Origin of the sequence: Chitinophaga sp. 22308, from assembly GCF_052045305.1 — a bacterium.
GTDB classification, from domain to species: Bacteria; Bacteroidota; Bacteroidia; order Chitinophagales; family Chitinophagaceae; genus Chitinophaga; species Chitinophaga varians_A.
In genome coordinates this window covers 266,778-283,624 of record NZ_JBQEOP010000007.1, presented here as the reverse complement: position 1 = coordinate 283,624, position 16,847 = coordinate 266,778, and the positions used below count along the sequence as shown (strand labels likewise).

Annotated in this window: 12 protein-coding genes; 9 read left to right on the top strand and 3 right to left on the bottom strand. The window is 50.7% G+C overall.

Going from position 1 to position 16,847, the window contains the following annotated elements; translation table 11 throughout:
• Positions 1-20 precede the first annotated feature (20 nt).
• Positions 21-1,874 (top strand): M1 family metallopeptidase, encoded by a 1,854-nt coding sequence (locus tag ACTJJS_RS27085; protein WP_440666538.1) that lies wholly within the window; start codon positions 21-23, stop codon positions 1,872-1,874.
• Between the two features lie 163 nt (positions 1,875-2,037).
• Here ACTJJS_RS27085 and ACTJJS_RS27080 read toward each other — a convergent pair whose 3' ends face one another.
• Positions 2,038-2,295 carry an acyl-CoA-binding protein gene (locus ACTJJS_RS27080; protein ID WP_440666536.1) on the bottom strand — a complete coding sequence of 86 codons (258 nt, stop codon included), beginning with the start codon at positions 2,293-2,295 and terminating at the stop codon, positions 2,038-2,040.
• Between the two features lie 197 nt (positions 2,296-2,492).
• Here ACTJJS_RS27080 and lepA point away from each other — a divergent pair, with 197 nt between their 5' ends.
• Positions 2,493-4,286 (top strand): translation elongation factor 4, encoded by a 1,794-nt coding sequence (lepA, locus tag ACTJJS_RS27075; RefSeq protein ID WP_168874143.1) that lies wholly within the window; start codon positions 2,493-2,495, stop codon positions 4,284-4,286.
• Positions 4,287-4,413: 127 nt separating this feature from the next.
• The gene (locus ACTJJS_RS27070; protein ID WP_440666534.1) at positions 4,414-6,834 is read left to right on the top strand and encodes an AsmA family protein; all 2,421 of its coding nucleotides are present in this window, start codon (positions 4,414-4,416) and stop codon (positions 6,832-6,834) included.
• On the opposite strand, the gene ACTJJS_RS27065 is transcribed toward ACTJJS_RS27070, so the two are convergent.
• Positions 6,831-8,126 (bottom strand): O-acetylhomoserine aminocarboxypropyltransferase/cysteine synthase family protein, encoded by a 1,296-nt coding sequence (locus tag ACTJJS_RS27065; protein WP_168874141.1) that lies wholly within the window; start codon positions 8,124-8,126, stop codon positions 6,831-6,833. The genes ACTJJS_RS27070 and ACTJJS_RS27065 overlap by 4 nt on opposite strands.
• Before the next feature lie 139 nt (positions 8,127-8,265).
• On the opposite strand from ACTJJS_RS27065, the gene ACTJJS_RS27060 reads away from it, so the two are divergent.
• From ACTJJS_RS27060 to ACTJJS_RS27045, 4 genes are read left to right on the top strand one after another with little or no spacing between them, the layout of a single operon-like run.
• Positions 8,266-9,654, top strand: coding sequence for a 3' terminal RNA ribose 2'-O-methyltransferase Hen1 (locus ACTJJS_RS27060; protein WP_440666532.1), 1,389 nt, complete (start codon positions 8,266-8,268; stop codon positions 9,652-9,654).
• The gene (locus ACTJJS_RS27055) at positions 9,651-10,730 is read left to right on the top strand and encodes a DNA polymerase beta superfamily protein (RefSeq protein WP_440666531.1); all 1,080 of its coding nucleotides are present in this window, start codon (positions 9,651-9,653) and stop codon (positions 10,728-10,730) included. Before ACTJJS_RS27060 ends, ACTJJS_RS27055 begins: the two co-directional genes overlap by 4 nt.
• The gene (locus tag ACTJJS_RS27050) at positions 10,714-13,314 is read left to right on the top strand and encodes a polynucleotide kinase-phosphatase (protein ID WP_440666530.1); all 2,601 of its coding nucleotides are present in this window, start codon (positions 10,714-10,716) and stop codon (positions 13,312-13,314) included. Before ACTJJS_RS27055 ends, ACTJJS_RS27050 begins: the two co-directional genes overlap by 17 nt.
• Before the next feature lie 30 nt (positions 13,315-13,344).
• Entirely contained in the window at positions 13,345-14,295 is a 951-nt protein-coding gene (locus ACTJJS_RS27045) for an NADP-dependent oxidoreductase (protein ID WP_440666529.1), read from the top strand.
• Between the two features lie 78 nt (positions 14,296-14,373).
• Here the strand turns inward: ACTJJS_RS27045 and manA are convergent, their stop codons facing one another.
• Positions 14,374-15,579, bottom strand: a complete 1,206-nt coding sequence (gene manA / locus ACTJJS_RS27040; protein WP_440666528.1) for a mannose-6-phosphate isomerase, class I — start codon at positions 15,577-15,579, stop codon at positions 14,374-14,376.
• A 210-nt stretch (positions 15,580-15,789) separates the two neighbouring features.
• On the opposite strand from manA, the gene ACTJJS_RS27035 reads away from it, so the two are divergent.
• Complete coding sequence (locus tag ACTJJS_RS27035; RefSeq protein ID WP_440666526.1) at positions 15,790-16,137, top strand: YraN family protein; 348 nt, start codon at positions 15,790-15,792, stop codon at positions 16,135-16,137.
• A 305-nt stretch (positions 16,138-16,442) separates the two neighbouring features.
• On the top strand, positions 16,443-16,769 hold the full coding sequence (locus ACTJJS_RS27030; protein ID WP_440666525.1) for a hypothetical protein: 327 nt from the start codon (positions 16,443-16,445) through the stop codon (positions 16,767-16,769).
• Positions 16,770-16,847: the final 78 nt, after the last annotated feature.

Genomic DNA, 16,847 nt, shown 5'->3' with positions numbered 1-16,847 from the left:
TTACGAATGATGAATGATGTATGATGACAAAGCGTTTCCTTTTTTTACTGTTGCTGGCAGGCTGGCAACAGGTTACAGCACAATCCCTGTTCATGCCCCGGAATATCCGTCAGGCATATGAGAAACAAACACGGAACGAAAGTGGCGCCCCGGGCCCGCGCTATTGGCAAAATAAAGCCAGTTACGATATTCAGGTAAAGTTTGAACCTGCGACCAACCTGGTGTCTGGGTCAGAAACGATCGTGTATACCAACAACAGCCCGGACACACTACGTTTCCTGAACTTTAAGCTTTTTGCCAACCTCTTCCAGCATGGCGCCATCCGTAATATGGTGGTGACGGCGGAAGACCTGCACAAAGGTGTGGCCATTAAAAATTTTAAAGTCAATGGTACGGCCCGAAGTGTGTCGGCCGTCACCGGAACAAATATGCCGGTGAACGTGGACGACCTCGCACCGGGACAACAGGCAAAGATCTCCCTCGACTTCTCTTATGTACTGAATGAAAACACGCATATCCGCACGGGCACGGTAGACACCGGCGCTTATTTTATTGCCTACTTCTTCCCGAGAGTAGCGGTGTATGATGATATCAACGGATGGGACATGGTGCCGTACAACGGCGTGACGGAATTCTATAACGATTTCAGCGATTTTCGTGTAGCGGTCACCGTACCCGGCAACTACCAGGTATGGGCCACCGGCGACCTGAAAAACGGACAGGAAGTGTATACCGATACCTACCTGAAAAGAATTGCCCGCGCTGAAAAAAGTGATGAGGTCATCGACATTATTGACAGCACAGACATCCGGAAGGGAAATATCTCCCCCCGCAACAGCTCCAATACCTGGCGGTTTGAAGCCTCCAATGTGGTGGATTTCGCTTTCGCCACCAGTAACCACTATTGCTGGAAAGCTGCCAGCGTAGAAGTGGACCCGTCCACGAAACGCCGCACCCGGGTGGACATTGCCTTCAATCCCACACACCCGGACTATTTTGAAGTAATTGACTACGCAACAACGACCGTCGATAAAATGAGCCATCGTTTCCCGAAATGGCCGTTCCCTTATCCGCACATCACCATATTTGACGGGCTGGACCAGATGGAGTACCCCATGATGGTAAACGACAACCCGGTATCCAGCAAAGCGGGCGCCATAGAGTTGACTGATCACGAGATCTTTCATACCATGTTCCCTTTTTATATGGGCACCAACGAAACCATCTACGCCTGGATGGACGAAGGCTGGGCCACCATAGGAGAGTGGCTGATTTCTCCCATGATCGACTCCACCATCGTGGACAACTACGGCATGCCCAATTACAACGCTATTGCAGGCCGTGCCCAGGACCTTCCTATCATGACGCCTTCCAACCAGCTGACAGACGCCTACATGACCAATTCCTATCCCAAACCGGCTCTGGGCTATCTCTATGTAAAAGATATGCTGGGCGACAGCCTTTTTCTAAAAGCACTGCATCACTATATCCGCACCTGGAACGGCAAACATCCGCAGCCGTATGACTTCTTCAACTGCATCAATACCGGCTCCGGTAGGAACCTGAACTGGTTCTGGAAAAGCTGGTTCTTCGATGATGGCTACCCGGACCTGGCCATCGAAAAAGTCAACCGTAACGGGCAACGATGGGAAGTGACCGTCTTGTCAAAAGGCACCAAACCCGTACCGGTCGACGTAACAGTATTGTTCGATGACCAGACAACGTTGCAGCTGCATAAGAGCATCGAATGCTGGGAAAAAGGCAATAAAACTGTAACGCTGGGGTTCTCTTCTTCCAAAAAAATCAGTAAAGTAACATTGGGAAGCACCTGGGTGGCCGATGTAAATCCGTCAGATAACGTGAAGGTGTTGTAGGCAACATCGTTGAAATAATAGTGGAGGATGAACGCAATGAGCTTTGATTACACAGCGGTCTGTTTTTCCGATGCCGCAATTAACCATAGCCTAGGTGCGCAGCTTTGAAAAGATCTAAAACAAAACGTAGCCCAGGGCTTAAGCCCTGGGAACAAAAATGCAATCAGCCTTTCAGGCGTTTTACGAGATCGATGTATTCCTGCATGGCAGTCTCTTTGGACTTACCTTTCAGCGCAGCCCAGGCTTCATGTTTGGCTTTGGCTACAAAGTCGAACGGATTGGCCGGAGGGTCTGTGTCCACATCACCGGTGGAACCTTGTTTGTAAAGGCTGTATAATTGCAGCAGTATCTCATTAGACGGTTTCTCAGAGAGGGTTTTGCTTTCAGCAGCAGCTTGTTCAAATTGTGCGGTCAGGTCCATATCATCAGGTTTTAGATCAAATAATATCCCACAGGGGGATTTATATCTAATATATGAAAAATTGACAATCCGCATGTAGCATGTTTATCAAAACATAATCGACTGAAACCGCTGACTAATGAACTAATTTTAATACCTTTGCGGCCTGAAAAGGTTTAATGCGGCACTTTAGCCGCCACAGGCCAGTAAATCAACATATGAAGAATATTCGCAATTTTTGTATCATTGCCCATATTGACCACGGTAAGAGTACCCTGGCTGACCGATTATTGGAATTTACCAAAACGATCTCTGATCGTGACATGCAGGCGCAGGTGCTGGACGACATGGACCTGGAACGTGAGAAAGGCATCACTATCAAGAGCCACGCCATCCAAATGAACTACACCGCCAAAAACGGCGAAAAATATACCTTTAACCTGATCGATACCCCTGGTCACGTGGATTTTTCCTACGAAGTGTCCCGTGCGCTGGCTGCCTGCGAAGGCGCCCTGTTGCTGGTAGACGCTGCCCAGGGTATCCAGGCCCAAACCATCTCCAACCTGTACCTCGCACTGGAAAACGATCTGGAAATCATCCCTGTGATCAATAAAATTGATATGCCGGGCGCCATGATCGAAGAGGTGAAAGACCAGATCATTGAACTGATCGGTGTAAAAGATGAAGACATTCTGTTGGCTTCCGGTAAAACCGGTATCGGCATCGAGGAAATCCTTGAAGCGATCGTAACCCGTATCCCGGCCCCCAAAGGCAGCCTGGACACACCGCTGCAGGCGCTCATCTTCGACAGCGTGTTCAACTCTTTCCGCGGTATCATCGCCTACTTCCGTGTGTACAACGGTTCCATCAAAAAAGGAGATAAAATCAAATTCGTTAATACCGGGGAAGAATATGAAGCCGATGAAGTAGGTATCCTCAAACTGGGCCTGGAACCCCGTAAAGAGGTATTTGCCGGCGACGTGGGCTATATCATCACCGGTATCAAAAGCGCAAAAGAAGTAAAAGTAGGGGATACCATCACTCTCGCCAGCAACCCTTGCGAAGAAGGCATCAAAGGCTTCCAGGAGGTAAAACCCATGGTATTTGCCGGTATCTTCCCGGTGGTGACCGAAGACTTCGAAGAGCTGCGCGAATGTATGGACAAACTCCAGCTCAACGACGCCTCCCTGACCTACGAACTGGAAACGTCTCAGGCGCTGGGCTTCGGCTTCCGTTGCGGCTTCCTGGGCATGCTCCACATGGAGATCATCCAGGAACGTCTCGAAAGGGAGTTTAACCAGACGGTGATCACCACCGTGCCCAACGTAGGGTTCATTGCCCATACTACCAGAGATGGCGTGGTGATCGTGAACAACCCGAGCGAAATGCCGGACCCCACAAAACTGGAAAGGATCGAAGAACCTTTTATCCGCGCGCAGATCATCACCAAACCGGAATATATCGGTAACATCATGACCCTCTGCCTCGGGAAACGTGGTATCCTGCTCAACCAGAGCTACCTGACCACCACCCGTGTAGAGCTTATGTTTGAACTGCCGCTCACCGAGATCGTATTCGACTTCTATGATAAACTGAAGAGCCAGACCCGCGGGTATGCCTCTTTTGACTATACGCCAATTGGCTTCCGTGACAGCGACATCGTGAAAATGGACATCCTGCTCAACGGCGATAAGGTGGATGCCCTGAGCGCGCTGATCCACCGCAGCAGGGCACAGGACTTCGGCCGCAAGCTCTGCGAAAAGCTGAAAGACCTGTTGCCACGCCAACAGTTCCTCATCGCCATCCAGGCCGCCGTAGGCGCCAAAATCCTGGCCCGCGAAAACATCAGCGCCATGCGTAAGGACGTTACCGCAAAATGTTATGGCGGTGACATCTCCCGTAAACGTAAACTGCTGGAGAAACAGAAAGAAGGTAAAAAACGTATGCGTCAGATCGGTAACGTGGAAGTGCCGCAGGAAGCCTTCCTGGCCGTACTTAAGCTGGATGATTAATACGCTGAAAATCTATATAACGGCGAAGGTTCTACGGAATCTTCGCCGTTTTTATTTTCCGTAAAAGCGGAATTTTTCGTAAACTGTTTACGTGTTCGAATGTTATACCCTTTAAAACATCCATTACATGCGTAAATGGCTCAAAGTTGTGCTGATTGCAGGAGGAAGCCTCATCGCCCTGATCATTCTGTTGTCTGTAGGCTTGGCACTGTACATTAAAGTCAATAAAGCTGCGTTCCTGAAGCAGATTACAGACCGGCTCAATGACAACATCAATGGAAAGTTATCTGTGGAAGATATGGAGCCCTCCCTCTTCAAAAGCTTCCCCAACGTGTCTATCGCCCTGAAAAAAGTACAGGTGCAGGACAGCCTTTGGCAACAACATCATCATGCCCTGTTGGACCTGGATTATGTTTTCGTACGGGTGAACACGTTATCACTGTTACGCAAACACGTAGATGTAAAAGAAATCGCCCTGGAAAAAGGTAATATCTACCTGTATACAGACAGCACCGGTTATAGCAACACTTCAGCATTCATTGCCAGCAAAAGCGGCAGGAAGAACGGCTCCTCCAAAGACGCCGATGTCAGTAATATCGCGCTTTCCCAGATCACTTTTACAATAGACAACCGTCAGAAGTTCAAACTTTTTGAACTGGACGTCCAGGAGATGGATGGCAAGCTGAAGAGTACGGATTCCGGTATGCACCTCGACATGCGCTCTAAAATCCTGGCCCGCAATTTTTCATTCAATACCAACAAGGGCAGTTACCTGAAAGGCAGGACCCTGGGACTTGACCTGTCCCTGTTTTTTAATAAGACAACCAAACAGTTGATCATACCGGAACAACAGATAAAGATCGATAATACGCCCGTGCAGATAGCCGGTGTATTCGATTTCTCTGAGAAACCGCCACCATTCAGGCTGAAGATCAATGCTAACCAGGTATTGCTGCAGGAGGCGGGCTCGTGGCTGTCACCCAATATATCCGGTAAACTGTCGACCATCCACCTCACGGCCCCGCTGGACGCGGAGGCTAACCTGCAGGGACATATGAAATTCCGGGACACGCCACATGTGGTCGTTACCTGGAAAACCACGAAAAACACACTGGTGACCGCCGCCGGGGAATGGAGCGATTGCAGTTTCTCCGGACGCTTTAATAATGAAGTGATACCAGGAGCCGGCCATACCGATGAAAACTCCGCGGTGAACATCTTTGGCCTGAAGGCTTCCCTGGGCCAGGTGCCGCTGGAAGCTGATACCATCCGCGTGGTGAACCTCAAACAACCCCTGTTGCGTGGCCATTTTCGGTCGCAGTTCCCGCTGGCGCACCTCAATACCGCCGCCAGCGATGTGCCACTGTTGTTCAGCGAAGGCACGGCTTCGGCAGACCTGTACTACACCGGGCCGGTGCTGAAAACCGACAATACGCCTTCCGCCCTGGAAGGAACGGTGCAAATACAAAGGGGTGGGTTTACCTACCTCCCGCGTGACCTTACTTTCCACGATTGCAGCGCCACGTTGCAGTTTACCGGGCAGGACCTGCTGGTACGCAATGTCCGCATACAATCCCGGAAAAGCGCGCTCCAGATGGAAGGCACCATCCGCAATATGATGAACCTGTACTTTACCGCACCGGAGAAGATAGAGCTGGACTGGAAGATCAGAAGCGCCCTGGTGGACCTCAATGAGTTCAAAAGTTTCCTGACCACCCGTAAAGGAAAGAAAGCCGCTCACAAGCCGAAAGCCAAAGCAGCAGGCAGGGTAGGCGAACAACTGGACAAAGTGCTGGCTTCGAGCAACGTGAAAATGGACGTGGCACTGGACAAGATCGTGTTTGAACATTTCACCGCCCAGAATGTGACGGCGCTCATTGCCATGACAGAATCAGACCTGTTGCTCAACAAGATCGCCTTCCAGCACGCCGGCGGCACAGCCCAGGCGTCGGGCACCGTGCATCAGCAGGGTAACAACAATACTTTCAAAATGAACGCCAATGTCAACAATGTGCATATCGCGCAACTGTTTTATGCGTTCAATAATTTTGGGCTGGACGGCCTGCAGTCAAACAATCTCAAGGGAATTGTGTCTGCCAAAGCAGATATAAAGGGGAACGTATTGGATAATGGCGCGCTGGCAAAAAACTCCTTGTATGGTACGGTCAACTTTACCCTGCGCAACGGTGCCCTGGTGAATTTCGGGCCCATCGAAGACATCGGCCTCTTTTTGTTCCGCCGCAGGCGGCTGGACAGTATTACAATTGAAAACCTCAGTAATACCTTCCAGATACAGGGAAACAAAATCCTGATACCGCCTATGCGCATCGCATCCAGTGCAGTGAACATAGACGTGAACGGTGTATACGGTCTTACCGGTGGTACTAATATCAACCTGGACGTTCCATTGCGTAACCCCGCCAAAGACTCCGCTATCACCGATAAAGCCGAAAAACGGCGTAGAAGCAGGAAGGGTATCATCCTGCATCTCCACGCCGTTTCAGGAAGTGATGGTAAGGTTAAGATCAAGCTGGGCAAAGGCGATTAAGCGCCAAATGCCAGTCTGATATCTTCCCTGATATCGTCAATATGTTCTACGCCCAGGGATATACGCAGCAGCCCAGGTTCCACGCCGGCGGCCCGTTGTTCCTCTTCGCTGAGCTGAGAGTGAGTGGTAGTGGCTGGGTGAATGATCAGCGTTTTGCTGTCGCCTACATTGGCCAGATGGTATATTAACTGCAACGACTGTACGAACTTGTCAGCTGCTTCTTTACCGCCTTTAATTTTAAAGCTCAGTACGCCACCGAAGCCGTTTTGCAGGTATTTCTGCGCCAGGCCGTGATATTTGTTGCCTGGCAGGCCGGGGTAGTTTACGTACTCCACCTGCGGTTGTTCGGCCAGCCATTGTGCCAGCTGAAGGGCATTGTCTACCGTACGTTGTACACGCAGGGACAGGCTTTCCAGTCCCTGCAGGAACAGGAACGCATTCTGTGGCGCCAGGGCGGGGCCCCAGCTACGCAGGCCTGTCACACGGGCGCGGATGATATAGGCGATATTACCAAACGGGCTGTGGGAGCCAAATACCTCCCAGAATTTCATGCCATGGTAAGCATCATCGGGTTCGCTGAATTGTTTGAACTTTCCGTTGCCCCAGTTGTAATTGCCGCCGTCTACGATGATACCGCCGATGCTGGTGCCATGGCCGCCGATCCATTTGGTGGCTGCTTCCACTACCACGTTGGCGCCATGTTCCAACGGCCGGCACAGGTAGCCGCCGGCGCCAAAGGTATTGTCTACTATCAGCGGCAGGTCATGCTTGCGCGCGATAGCGCCGAGCTTTTCGAAATCAGGAATGGCAAAGCCTGGGTTACCGATGGTTTCCACATAAATGGCTTTGGTATTTTCGTCTATCTGTTTTTCAAAGCTCTCGGGGTTGTCAAGGTCGGCAAACCGGGCTTCTACGCCTATTCTTTTGAAGCTGACCTTAAACTGGTTGTAGGTGCCGCCATACAGATAGGAGGAGGTCACGAAGTTATCTCCCGGCAGCAGGATGTTGTGCAGCGCAATAAACTGGGCTGCCTGTCCGGATGCCACGGCCAATGCACCTACGCCGCCTTCCAGCGCCGCCACCCTTTTTTCAAATACGTCCGTAGTAGGATTCATAATGCGGGTGTATATGTTGCCGAACTGTTTCAGTTCAAACAGGTCCGCCGCATGCTCCGCACTGTCAAAGGTATAAGAGGTAGTCTGGTAAATAGGAACCGCAGCCGATTTAGTGGTGGGGTCGGGGCTATACCCGGCATGTACCTGCAGGGTCTCAAAATGTAACTTCCTGGACATAATCTTGGTGTTTTATAAAGGTAGACAAAAGAAATAGTCCACAAATATAGTAGACTAATTTAGATTTCCAAATGATCGGGGGATATAAAATAAACTGTTATCTTCGGATGATCATTTGACGATTGTTTTTAGTGAACCTATGTTATTGACGATTACAACTACGCGTTACCCCGCTACAGACCTTGGTTATCTGTTGCACAAACATCCGGCTAAGGTGCATACATTTCCTTTGACTGCCGGTGATGTACACATTTTTTATCCCGAAGCTACTGAAGAAAAATGCACAGCGGCTTTGCTGCTGGACCTTGACCCGGTGCGGCTTACCCGTAAAAACGGTCCGGGAGGCAATGATTTTGCACTGGAGCTGTATGTCAACGACCGGCCCTATGTGGCCTCTTCCTTTATGAGCGCCGCTATTTCACAGGCATATTCATCGGCCATGAACGGCCTTTGCAAAGACAAGCCCGAACTGGTGGACGTAGCCTTCCCGCTGGAAGTGACTTTGTCCGTACTGCCCGTTAACGGCGGCGAACCACTGTTACGCAGCCTCTTTGAACCACTGGGTTACGAAGTAAGCGTACAGGCTTTCCCGTTAGATACCCAATTTACGGAATGGGGCCATAGCAGGTACTACGAAGTATCCCTGAAAAACACGCTGCCGCTATGGATGCTGTTATCACAGTTATATGTGCTGATACCGGTATGTGATAACGATAAACACTATTTTATCGGTAACCATGAGATTGAAAAGCTCATGGAGAAGGGGCGCGACTGGCTGGAAGGGCATCCGGCAAAGGAACTGATTGTACGTCGTTATATGAAGCACCTTGGCCCGCTCACCCGTCAGGCGCTGGACCTGATCATGAAAGAGGAGGCTGTGCCGGAAGAAATGGAAGACACGCCGGTGCCGGCAGAAAAAATACGCCTGCACGACCTGCGCCTGCAAACGGTACGCGGCCTGTTGCTGGAACAGCAGGTAACTTCCGTTGCTGATCTGGGCTGCGGCGAAGGCAAACTGCTGCGGCTTTTGATGGAGAAACCGGCCTTTACCCGTATACTGGGCATGGACGTCAGTTACCGCTCACTGGAAATCGCCGGGGAAAAACTCAAACTGGACCGTATGCCCGAGCGGCAGCGGAAACGGCTGGAATTAATACAGGGCTCCCTGTTATATAAAGATAAACGTCTCTCTGGTTTCGATGCGGCCACCCTCGTGGAAGTGATCGAACACCTGGAACCGCCACGTCTTGCCATGCTGGAGAAAGTAGTATTTGAATACGCGCGTCCGTCTCTCGTGATTATCACGACGGTCAACGCGGAGTATAACATTAAATACGAATCCCTTACTGCCGGCACTTTCAGGCATAACGACCACCGCTTTGAATGGACCCGGCCGGAGTTTGAAGCCTGGGCCACAGTGGTGGCGGAGCGTTTCGGATACACCGTTACTTTTAAGCCGTTGGGCGAATGGGACGAGGCCGTGGGCGCGCCCAGCCAATTGGCACTGTTTACAATTGCTGATACATGATGACGTACGCTACATTAAAAGAACAAAGAGAATATCTGCTGTTGGAATGCATCAGCGGCAGCAGGGCTTATAACCTGCACGTGCCCACGTCGGACACAGACCTGAAGGGCATTTTTATAGTGCCACAGGCGGAGCTGTATGGCATGAGCTTTACCGATCAGGTGTCGAACGACAGCAATGATGAAGTATACTTTGAGATAAAACGTTTCCTCGAACTCCTGGAGAAAAACAATCCCAATATCCTGGAGCTGCTGAATACACAACAGGAGAATTGCCTGTTCCGTCATCCGCTGATGGACCTGGTAAAGCCGGAGGATTTTCTTTCGCGCCTCTGTATGGACACCTTTGCAGGATACGCTCAAACCCAGATCAAAAGGGCACGTGGCCTCAATAAAAAGATTAACCAGTCGTTCCCGGAAACAAGAAAAGATATCCTCGAATTTTGTTACGTGGTACAGGGGAGCCAGAGCATTCCCCTGAAACAGTGGCTGGAAGCGCACCAGCTGCAACAGGAGGATTGTGGCATCTCCAGGATTGATCATTTCCGGGATGCCTATGCCTTGTTTCACCGGTATCAGTTTCCCCGTCCCGTAAGCCTGAAAGGCCTGTTCTCCGGCCTACAGGCAAACGATGTGCAGTTAAGTGCCATTCCTAAAGGCGTGGAACCGGTGGCAGTAATGCATTTTAACAAGGACGGCTATACGGTGTATTGCAAGGAATTTGCGTCCTACTGGGACTGGGTGGAACATCGCAACGAAGCAAGGTATCAGCATAACCAGCAACTGGGCGCCGACTACGACAGCAAACACATGATGCATACCTTCCGGCTGTTGAGCATGGCGGAGGAGATAGCCCTTTACCGTGAAGTGCGCGTATTCCGGGAGGACCGTGATTTCCTGTTAAGTATCCGCAACGGGGAGTTTGCCTATGACACATTGATGCAGATGGCGACGGAAAAATTAACGCGTATAGAAGAACTGTATGCCAAATCAGACCTGCCGGAACGCCCCGACCCAGCCCTGACGCAGCAACTGTTAATTAAGATCAGAGAAGAATTTTATGGCAAGAAGAAATAATTTGTCCCATATATCCATTCCGGAATTGTCACTGGTACTGCTGGTAGGGCCGTCAGGCGCCGGTAAGTCCACCTTTGCCCGGAAATATTTTAAATCCACGGAAATCATCTCTTCGGATGTGTGCCGCGGATTGGTCAGTGATGATGAAAACAATCAGGCGGTATCAGCCGATGCTTTTGAGCTGGCGCGCTTTATGGCGGCCAAACGCCTCAAACATGGGCTGCTGACCGTAATAGACGCCACCAACGTACAACCGGAAAGCCGTAAAGACTGGATAAGGCTGGCCAGGGAATACCACGTGTTGCCGGTGGTTATTGTGCTGAACCTTCCGGAAGAAGTGTGCCGTAAGCGAAACCAGTCCCGTTCGGACCGCAATTTCGGCGGCCATGTGATCCCGCAACAGATAAGCCAGTTGAAGCGCAACCTCCGACACCTGAAGGAAGAAGGCTTCCGCCAGGTATATGAACTGCGCTCCGAAGAAGATGTGGCCATGCTGGAAACCATTACCCGCACGCCGTTATACAACAATAAAAAAGATGAACACGGGCCGTTTGATATTATCGGCGACGTACACGGCTGTTATGATGAACTGTGTACGCTGCTGCAGCAGTTGGGTTACGGCATAGACCGTGAACATGCAGAGCTGATAAGTGCACCGCAGACGACTAACGAAGACGGCTATACGCGTACCCGCAAGCCTGTGTTTGTAGGCGACCTGGTGGACAGGGGGCCGGCTTCTCCACAAGTGCTGCGCCTGGTGATGAATATGGTCGGCAACGGCTCCGCGCTGTGTGTACCGGGCAATCACGACGCCAAGCTCCTCAAATGGCTCAACGGCAGGCAGGTGCAGCTGAAACACGGCCTGGAAAAGACGGTGGAGCAACTGGGCTCCGAAACACCGGAATTCCTGGAAGCAGTAAAAACATTCATTGATGGGTTAATCAGCCATTATGTACTGGACGATGGCAAGCTGGTGGTAGCACACGCCGGCCTGAAGGAAAATATGCAGGGCCGCGGCTCCGGTGCTGTAAGGGAGTTCTGTATGTATGGCGAAACCACCGGAGAAATAGACGAATTCGGTCTGCCGGTCCGCTATAACTGGGCGCTGGAATATAAAGGCAAAGCCATGGTGGTGTACGGGCATACGCCTGTGCCGCAGGCCCAGTGGCTGAACCGCACCATCGATATAGACACCGGTTGCGTTTTCGGAGGCAGCCTCACCGCGCTCCGTTACCCTGAGAAAGAGCTGGTGTCCGTACAGGCGCTGCAACAGTACGCTGTGCCCGCCCGGCCGATAGGCTATAACGCTGACAGCAGCCTGAGTGTGCAACAGCAATATGATGGCGTGCTGGACATTGCAGACTTCATCGGCAAAAAAATTGTAGACACCCGCTACAGCCGTAATATCACTATCCGGGAGGAAAACAGCATCGCGGCACTGGAAGTGATGAGCCGTTTTGCCATCAATCCCAAATGGATGATTTACCTGCCACCGACTATGTCTCCGGTGGAAACATCCAATCTGCCGGGACTGCTGGAGCATCCGGAAGGCGGACTGCAATACTTCCGGGAGACCGGCGTGCAGAAGGTGGTGTGTGAAGAAAAACACATGGGTTCCCGCGCTATTGTGGTGGTATGCCGTAACGGGGATGTAGCCCGCGACCGTTTTGGGGTAGATGGGGAAGGCATTGGTGTGGTATATACCCGTACAGGGCGCAGTTTCTTTACAGACAAAGCGCTGGAACAGGCGTTTCTGGCCCGGGTCAATACAGCGCTGGAAACGTCCGGTTTCTATCACGATCACGAAACAGACTGGGTATGCCTGGACTGTGAACTAATGCCCTGGAGCGCCAAAGCACAGGCGTTGCTGCAGCAACAGTATGCTGCCGTGGGGACCGCTGCCAGTCAGGCGTTGCCGGCGGTGACAGCTGCGCTGGAGCAGGCTGTCCGCAACAATGTGCCTGCTCAATTGTTATTGGAGAAGTACCGCGGCCGTCAGCAACAGGTAACAGAATATGTGGCCGCCTATCGTCAATACTGCTGGCCGGTGAACAAACTGGAAGATTATAAACTGGCGCCTTTTCATATCATGGCCACAGAGGGTAAAACCTATTTCGACAAAGATCATGAATGGCATATGACCAATATCCGCAAATTCTGCGAGACAGACGCGGAGCTGCTGCTGGCCACCGCTTACCAGGTGGTCACCATCGGAGACCCGGAAAGCGAGCAGGCGGCGATCACGTGGTGGGAAAAGCTCACAGCCGCAGGAGGCGAAGGAATGGTGATGAAACCTCACCAGTTCCTGACCACCGATACAAAGGGGATCATCCAACCGGCCGTGAAAGTACGGGGCAAAAATTATCTTCGTATTATTTATGGACCGGAATATGATGCGCCGGAGAACCTGTCGAGACTGCGTTCCAGAGGGCTGGGAGCCAAACGCTCACTGGCTTTGCGGGAATTCGCCCTAGGACTGGAAGGACTGGAAAGATTTGTTGGTAAGGAGCCACTGCAAATGGTGCATCAGTGCGTTTTCGGTATCTTAGCGCTCGAAAGCGAACCGGTAGACCCCCGGTTGTAACCTGTTACTATTAATCAAACAAAGAAGCATATGAAAGCCATAGCCGTATCTGAATTTAAAGGTATCCCGACTTTGATGGACTTGCCCAAACCCGCCATCAGACCCGGTACCGTACTGATAAAAGTACAGGCCGCCGGTATGAACCCGTTCGACTGGAAAATGACTGACGGGATTATGAATAATGGAAAAACACCACACCAGTTTCCGCTGATCATGGGAGTGGACGGCGCCGGCGTGATTGAAGAAGTAGGAGAAGGCGTGACACGTTTTAAAAAAGGAGACCTGGTATATGGACAGTTCATCCATATGCCTATTGGCGAAGGCTCTTATGCCGAATATGCCATTGTGCCCGAGAAGTCAGGCCTTACCATAGCGCCGATGAGAATACAGCCGGAAGAAGCAGCTGCAGTGCCTACTTCAGGCATGACAGCACTGCAAATGGTGGAGAAACTCAAATTGCAAAAAGGAGACGCTGTGCTGATCAACGGTGCTACCGGCGGTGTAGGTTCTTTTGCTACGCAGATCGCTGCCGCCAAAGGACTGAAGGTGATTGCCACGGTGGGTGATGAGGACGATGCTAAACGCATGCATCGTTTGGGCGCAGCAGTGACCATCAACTATAAAAAAGCGCCGCTGGCAGACCAGGTAAAAGCAAAATTCCCGCATGGCGTAGACGGTTTGCTTGACCTGATAGGCAATAAAGAAAGATTCGAGCAGAACCTCGATCTGGTAAAAGAAGGAGGCGGCGCACTGACCACGCAGTTTGTGGCGGACGATGAAGTGCTGAAGGCGAAGAAGCTGCACGGCGGAAATTTTGAAACAGAAGGAAGCCCCGCGGCGCTGGACCAGCTTTCCCGTCTGATAGACCAGGGACAGATCAAGGTTCCGGTGGAGAACAAAATCAGACTGGAAGATGCACCGGCCGCCATCGCTGCCAGCCGTGAAGGAAAAGCCACCGGCAAGACGGTGATTGTTATGTAATTTCTGACTGGTTACCATAAATGAGAAAAGCAGTGCAGGGTGGTCCTGCACTGCTTTTCTTTTCTGTATAAAGGGTAATTATTTTACCGGCACAGTAGCCTTGAATATTTCTACGTTGTCAGTGGTGGTGATTTCATAGCTTTCGCCGTAGGCAGCCATTACACATTGGCCTTTATGAAGAGCTAGCGTGTCAGAGCCTTTCACGGTAGCAGTACCGCTCATGACGATCATGATTTCAGCCGCTTTTGCAGTATATTGATATACCTGTCCGGCGCTGAGGTTGATTTTGCTGACCACAAAATCAGGAGCAGGCGTAGGATAGATTTTTTCCAGTCCGCCTGAAATGCTGTCACCGGCAAGCACGTTCGGATGCACGGCTTCAAAGCGGGTATGCTTCAGCAGTTCCGGCACATCAATATGTTTGGGCGTAAGGCCGCCACGCAGCACATTGTCTGAATTGGCCATCAGTTCCACGTTCTGGCCTTCCAGGTAAGCGTGCGGGATACCTGCGTCCTGAAACACGGCCTGTCCGGGCTGTACATGAACGATGTTGAAGAAATAAATGGAGAAGATGCCCCTGTCGAGGTTGTCGGCACCGTTTGGATCATTGAGTACTGCGCGTGCCGCCCAGAATGCCGGATCTGATTTAGAGAGTTTGCCGGCTTTGTAGTCCGGGATGAGGCGGTCTGTCAGCGGGCGCAGGATGATGTTGACCAGTGCCTGTGGCATTTCCATCACACTTTTATACAAGCCAAAATAACCTTCATTTTCGTATATACCTACCAGTGAGGTAAACTCGGCGGTGTCCTGCAATACCTGCCGCAGCTTATCTTCCGGCAGGAAGCCGTGCAGCAGCCAGAATTCGCTGAGCGCCACCATGATTTCGGGTTTGTGGTTGGCGTCTTTATAGTTGCGGTTAGGTGCGTTGAGCGGTATCCCTGCTGCATTTTCCCGGGCAAATCCTTTTTCGGCTTCTTCCTTGGTAGGGTGTACCTGAATAGACAGCATGTCTTTCACGTCCAGTATCTTGAGGAGATAAGGCAGTTCCCGGAACTGTTGCCATACCTGTGGCCCTACGATGCCTGCCGGATCTTGTTGTATCAGTTCATTCATGGGCACCGGACCATTGCTGGTGGTAATGGTGGACGGTGCGCTCGGATGTGCGCCCATCCAGTATTCTGCACTGGGTTTTTCCGATGGGGCTATTCCCAGCAAAGCGGGGATGTAAGTAGAACCGCCCCAGGCATAATGCTGAATCTTTCCATCCAGTCTGAATAATTTCATAAAAACGATTTACGGTTTATGGTTTTAACGGTTTGTCGTCAGGCAGCCCCGTCGCAGCAAGGCCGGACCAGCGTGCATTGATAACTATCTGCAAATTACTGTCAAATTATTCAGATTTTTAAGCCCCCGGATGCTAAATAGTTGAAAAGCAAGCGGCTGCCGCCGGAAAAGTGTACCTTAGCGATCATTGTTTGTTAAACCATTGCCCCGATGGACCCACAGCACACAGGCCGTGAAGGCGAAAAGATCGCACAGGAATATGTACGCCGCTTCTGTACAATCCGCCATACTAACTGGAAATACCACCGAAAGGAAATTGATATCATTGCGGAAAATAACGGCACCATTTATTTTATTGAAGTCAAAGCCAGAAATGGCAGCCGTTTCGGCTGGCCGGAAGAAGCGGTGGACCATAAAAAGCAGGAACATATACAGGTAGTGGCGGCTGCTTACCTGGAGTATTTTCAACTCTGTCCGCCGGCTATCCGGTTCGATATCATTGCGGTGACCTTTGAGATGGGAGGCCACGAACTGCTGCACCTGCGGGATGTGTTCTGATGCTGCATGTTCGCAGCGGCAGTGAAACAGGAAAAGGTTTACATCGATTGCAGAAGTTAAAGCGCGCTGTCAGGCTTATTGGACGCGTTTTAGCAACGTATTACGTTAACCAATACTTAACAAAATAAACACTTATAATCTATGTTTAATAAAAAGATATTTTATATCTTTGCCGTGCAAAAAAAATGACCCCTGTGAGTTATCACAAACCCGCTTAAAAACCGGGTCAGCTATCATAATCATCTCCCTGGAAAAACTCCGTACAACACCTTTAATGGTATTGTTCATCATATAAAATCATTATTATGAACTTATGGAGCTTGATGGTATTTATTCAACAGACAATGGGAGCGATAGCGATCAACAGCAATAGTTTACCATGCAGGATCATTCAGGAGCAACAATATAGTGGTCGTCTCTTTGTGCAGATGGAATCAGTGGGAGCGGAGGATAACCCAATATTGACAATATCAGACAATCATCACTCACCCGTGCGCATGATCCCTATTGCGCCAAACAGCATATCAGCGGGGCAACTGGTATGTTTGACCGGATTATCAGCCGGAGAATATATAGCCCGTGTAACCGTGGCCGGAAGGGTCGCAGAAAAAAACATCGAAATAAGACAGTAAAGCTGTCTTAATGCTTTCGGGAGTCATATTAGATTTAGGGATTTTCTGATTGAACATCAAATCAGAAAATCCCTAAAT

Excerpts from the sequence above, each read along its gene's own strand:
- ACTJJS_RS27085 (WP_440666538.1), top strand. The coding sequence starts at position 21 with ATGATGACAAAGCGTTTCCTTTTTTTACTGTTGCTGGCAGGCTGGCAA.
- ACTJJS_RS27080 (WP_440666536.1), bottom strand. The coding sequence starts at position 2,295 with ATGGACCTGACCGCACAATTTGAACAAGCTGCTGCTGAAAGCAAAACC.
- lepA (WP_168874143.1), top strand. The coding sequence starts at position 2,493 with ATGAAGAATATTCGCAATTTTTGTATCATTGCCCATATTGACCACGGT.
- ACTJJS_RS27070 (WP_440666534.1), top strand. The coding sequence starts at position 4,414 with ATGCGTAAATGGCTCAAAGTTGTGCTGATTGCAGGAGGAAGCCTCATC.
- ACTJJS_RS27065 (WP_168874141.1), bottom strand. The coding sequence starts at position 8,126 with ATGTCCAGGAAGTTACATTTTGAGACCCTGCAGGTACATGCCGGGTAT.
- ACTJJS_RS27060 (WP_440666532.1), top strand. The coding sequence starts at position 8,266 with ATGTTATTGACGATTACAACTACGCGTTACCCCGCTACAGACCTTGGT.
- ACTJJS_RS27055 (WP_440666531.1), top strand. The coding sequence starts at position 9,651 with ATGATGACGTACGCTACATTAAAAGAACAAAGAGAATATCTGCTGTTG.
- ACTJJS_RS27050 (WP_440666530.1), top strand. The coding sequence starts at position 10,714 with ATGGCAAGAAGAAATAATTTGTCCCATATATCCATTCCGGAATTGTCA.
- ACTJJS_RS27045 (WP_440666529.1), top strand. The coding sequence starts at position 13,345 with ATGAAAGCCATAGCCGTATCTGAATTTAAAGGTATCCCGACTTTGATG.
- manA (WP_440666528.1), bottom strand. The coding sequence starts at position 15,579 with ATGAAATTATTCAGACTGGATGGAAAGATTCAGCATTATGCCTGGGGC.
- ACTJJS_RS27035 (WP_440666526.1), top strand. The coding sequence starts at position 15,790 with ATGGACCCACAGCACACAGGCCGTGAAGGCGAAAAGATCGCACAGGAA.
- ACTJJS_RS27030 (WP_440666525.1), top strand. The coding sequence starts at position 16,443 with ATGAACTTATGGAGCTTGATGGTATTTATTCAACAGACAATGGGAGCG.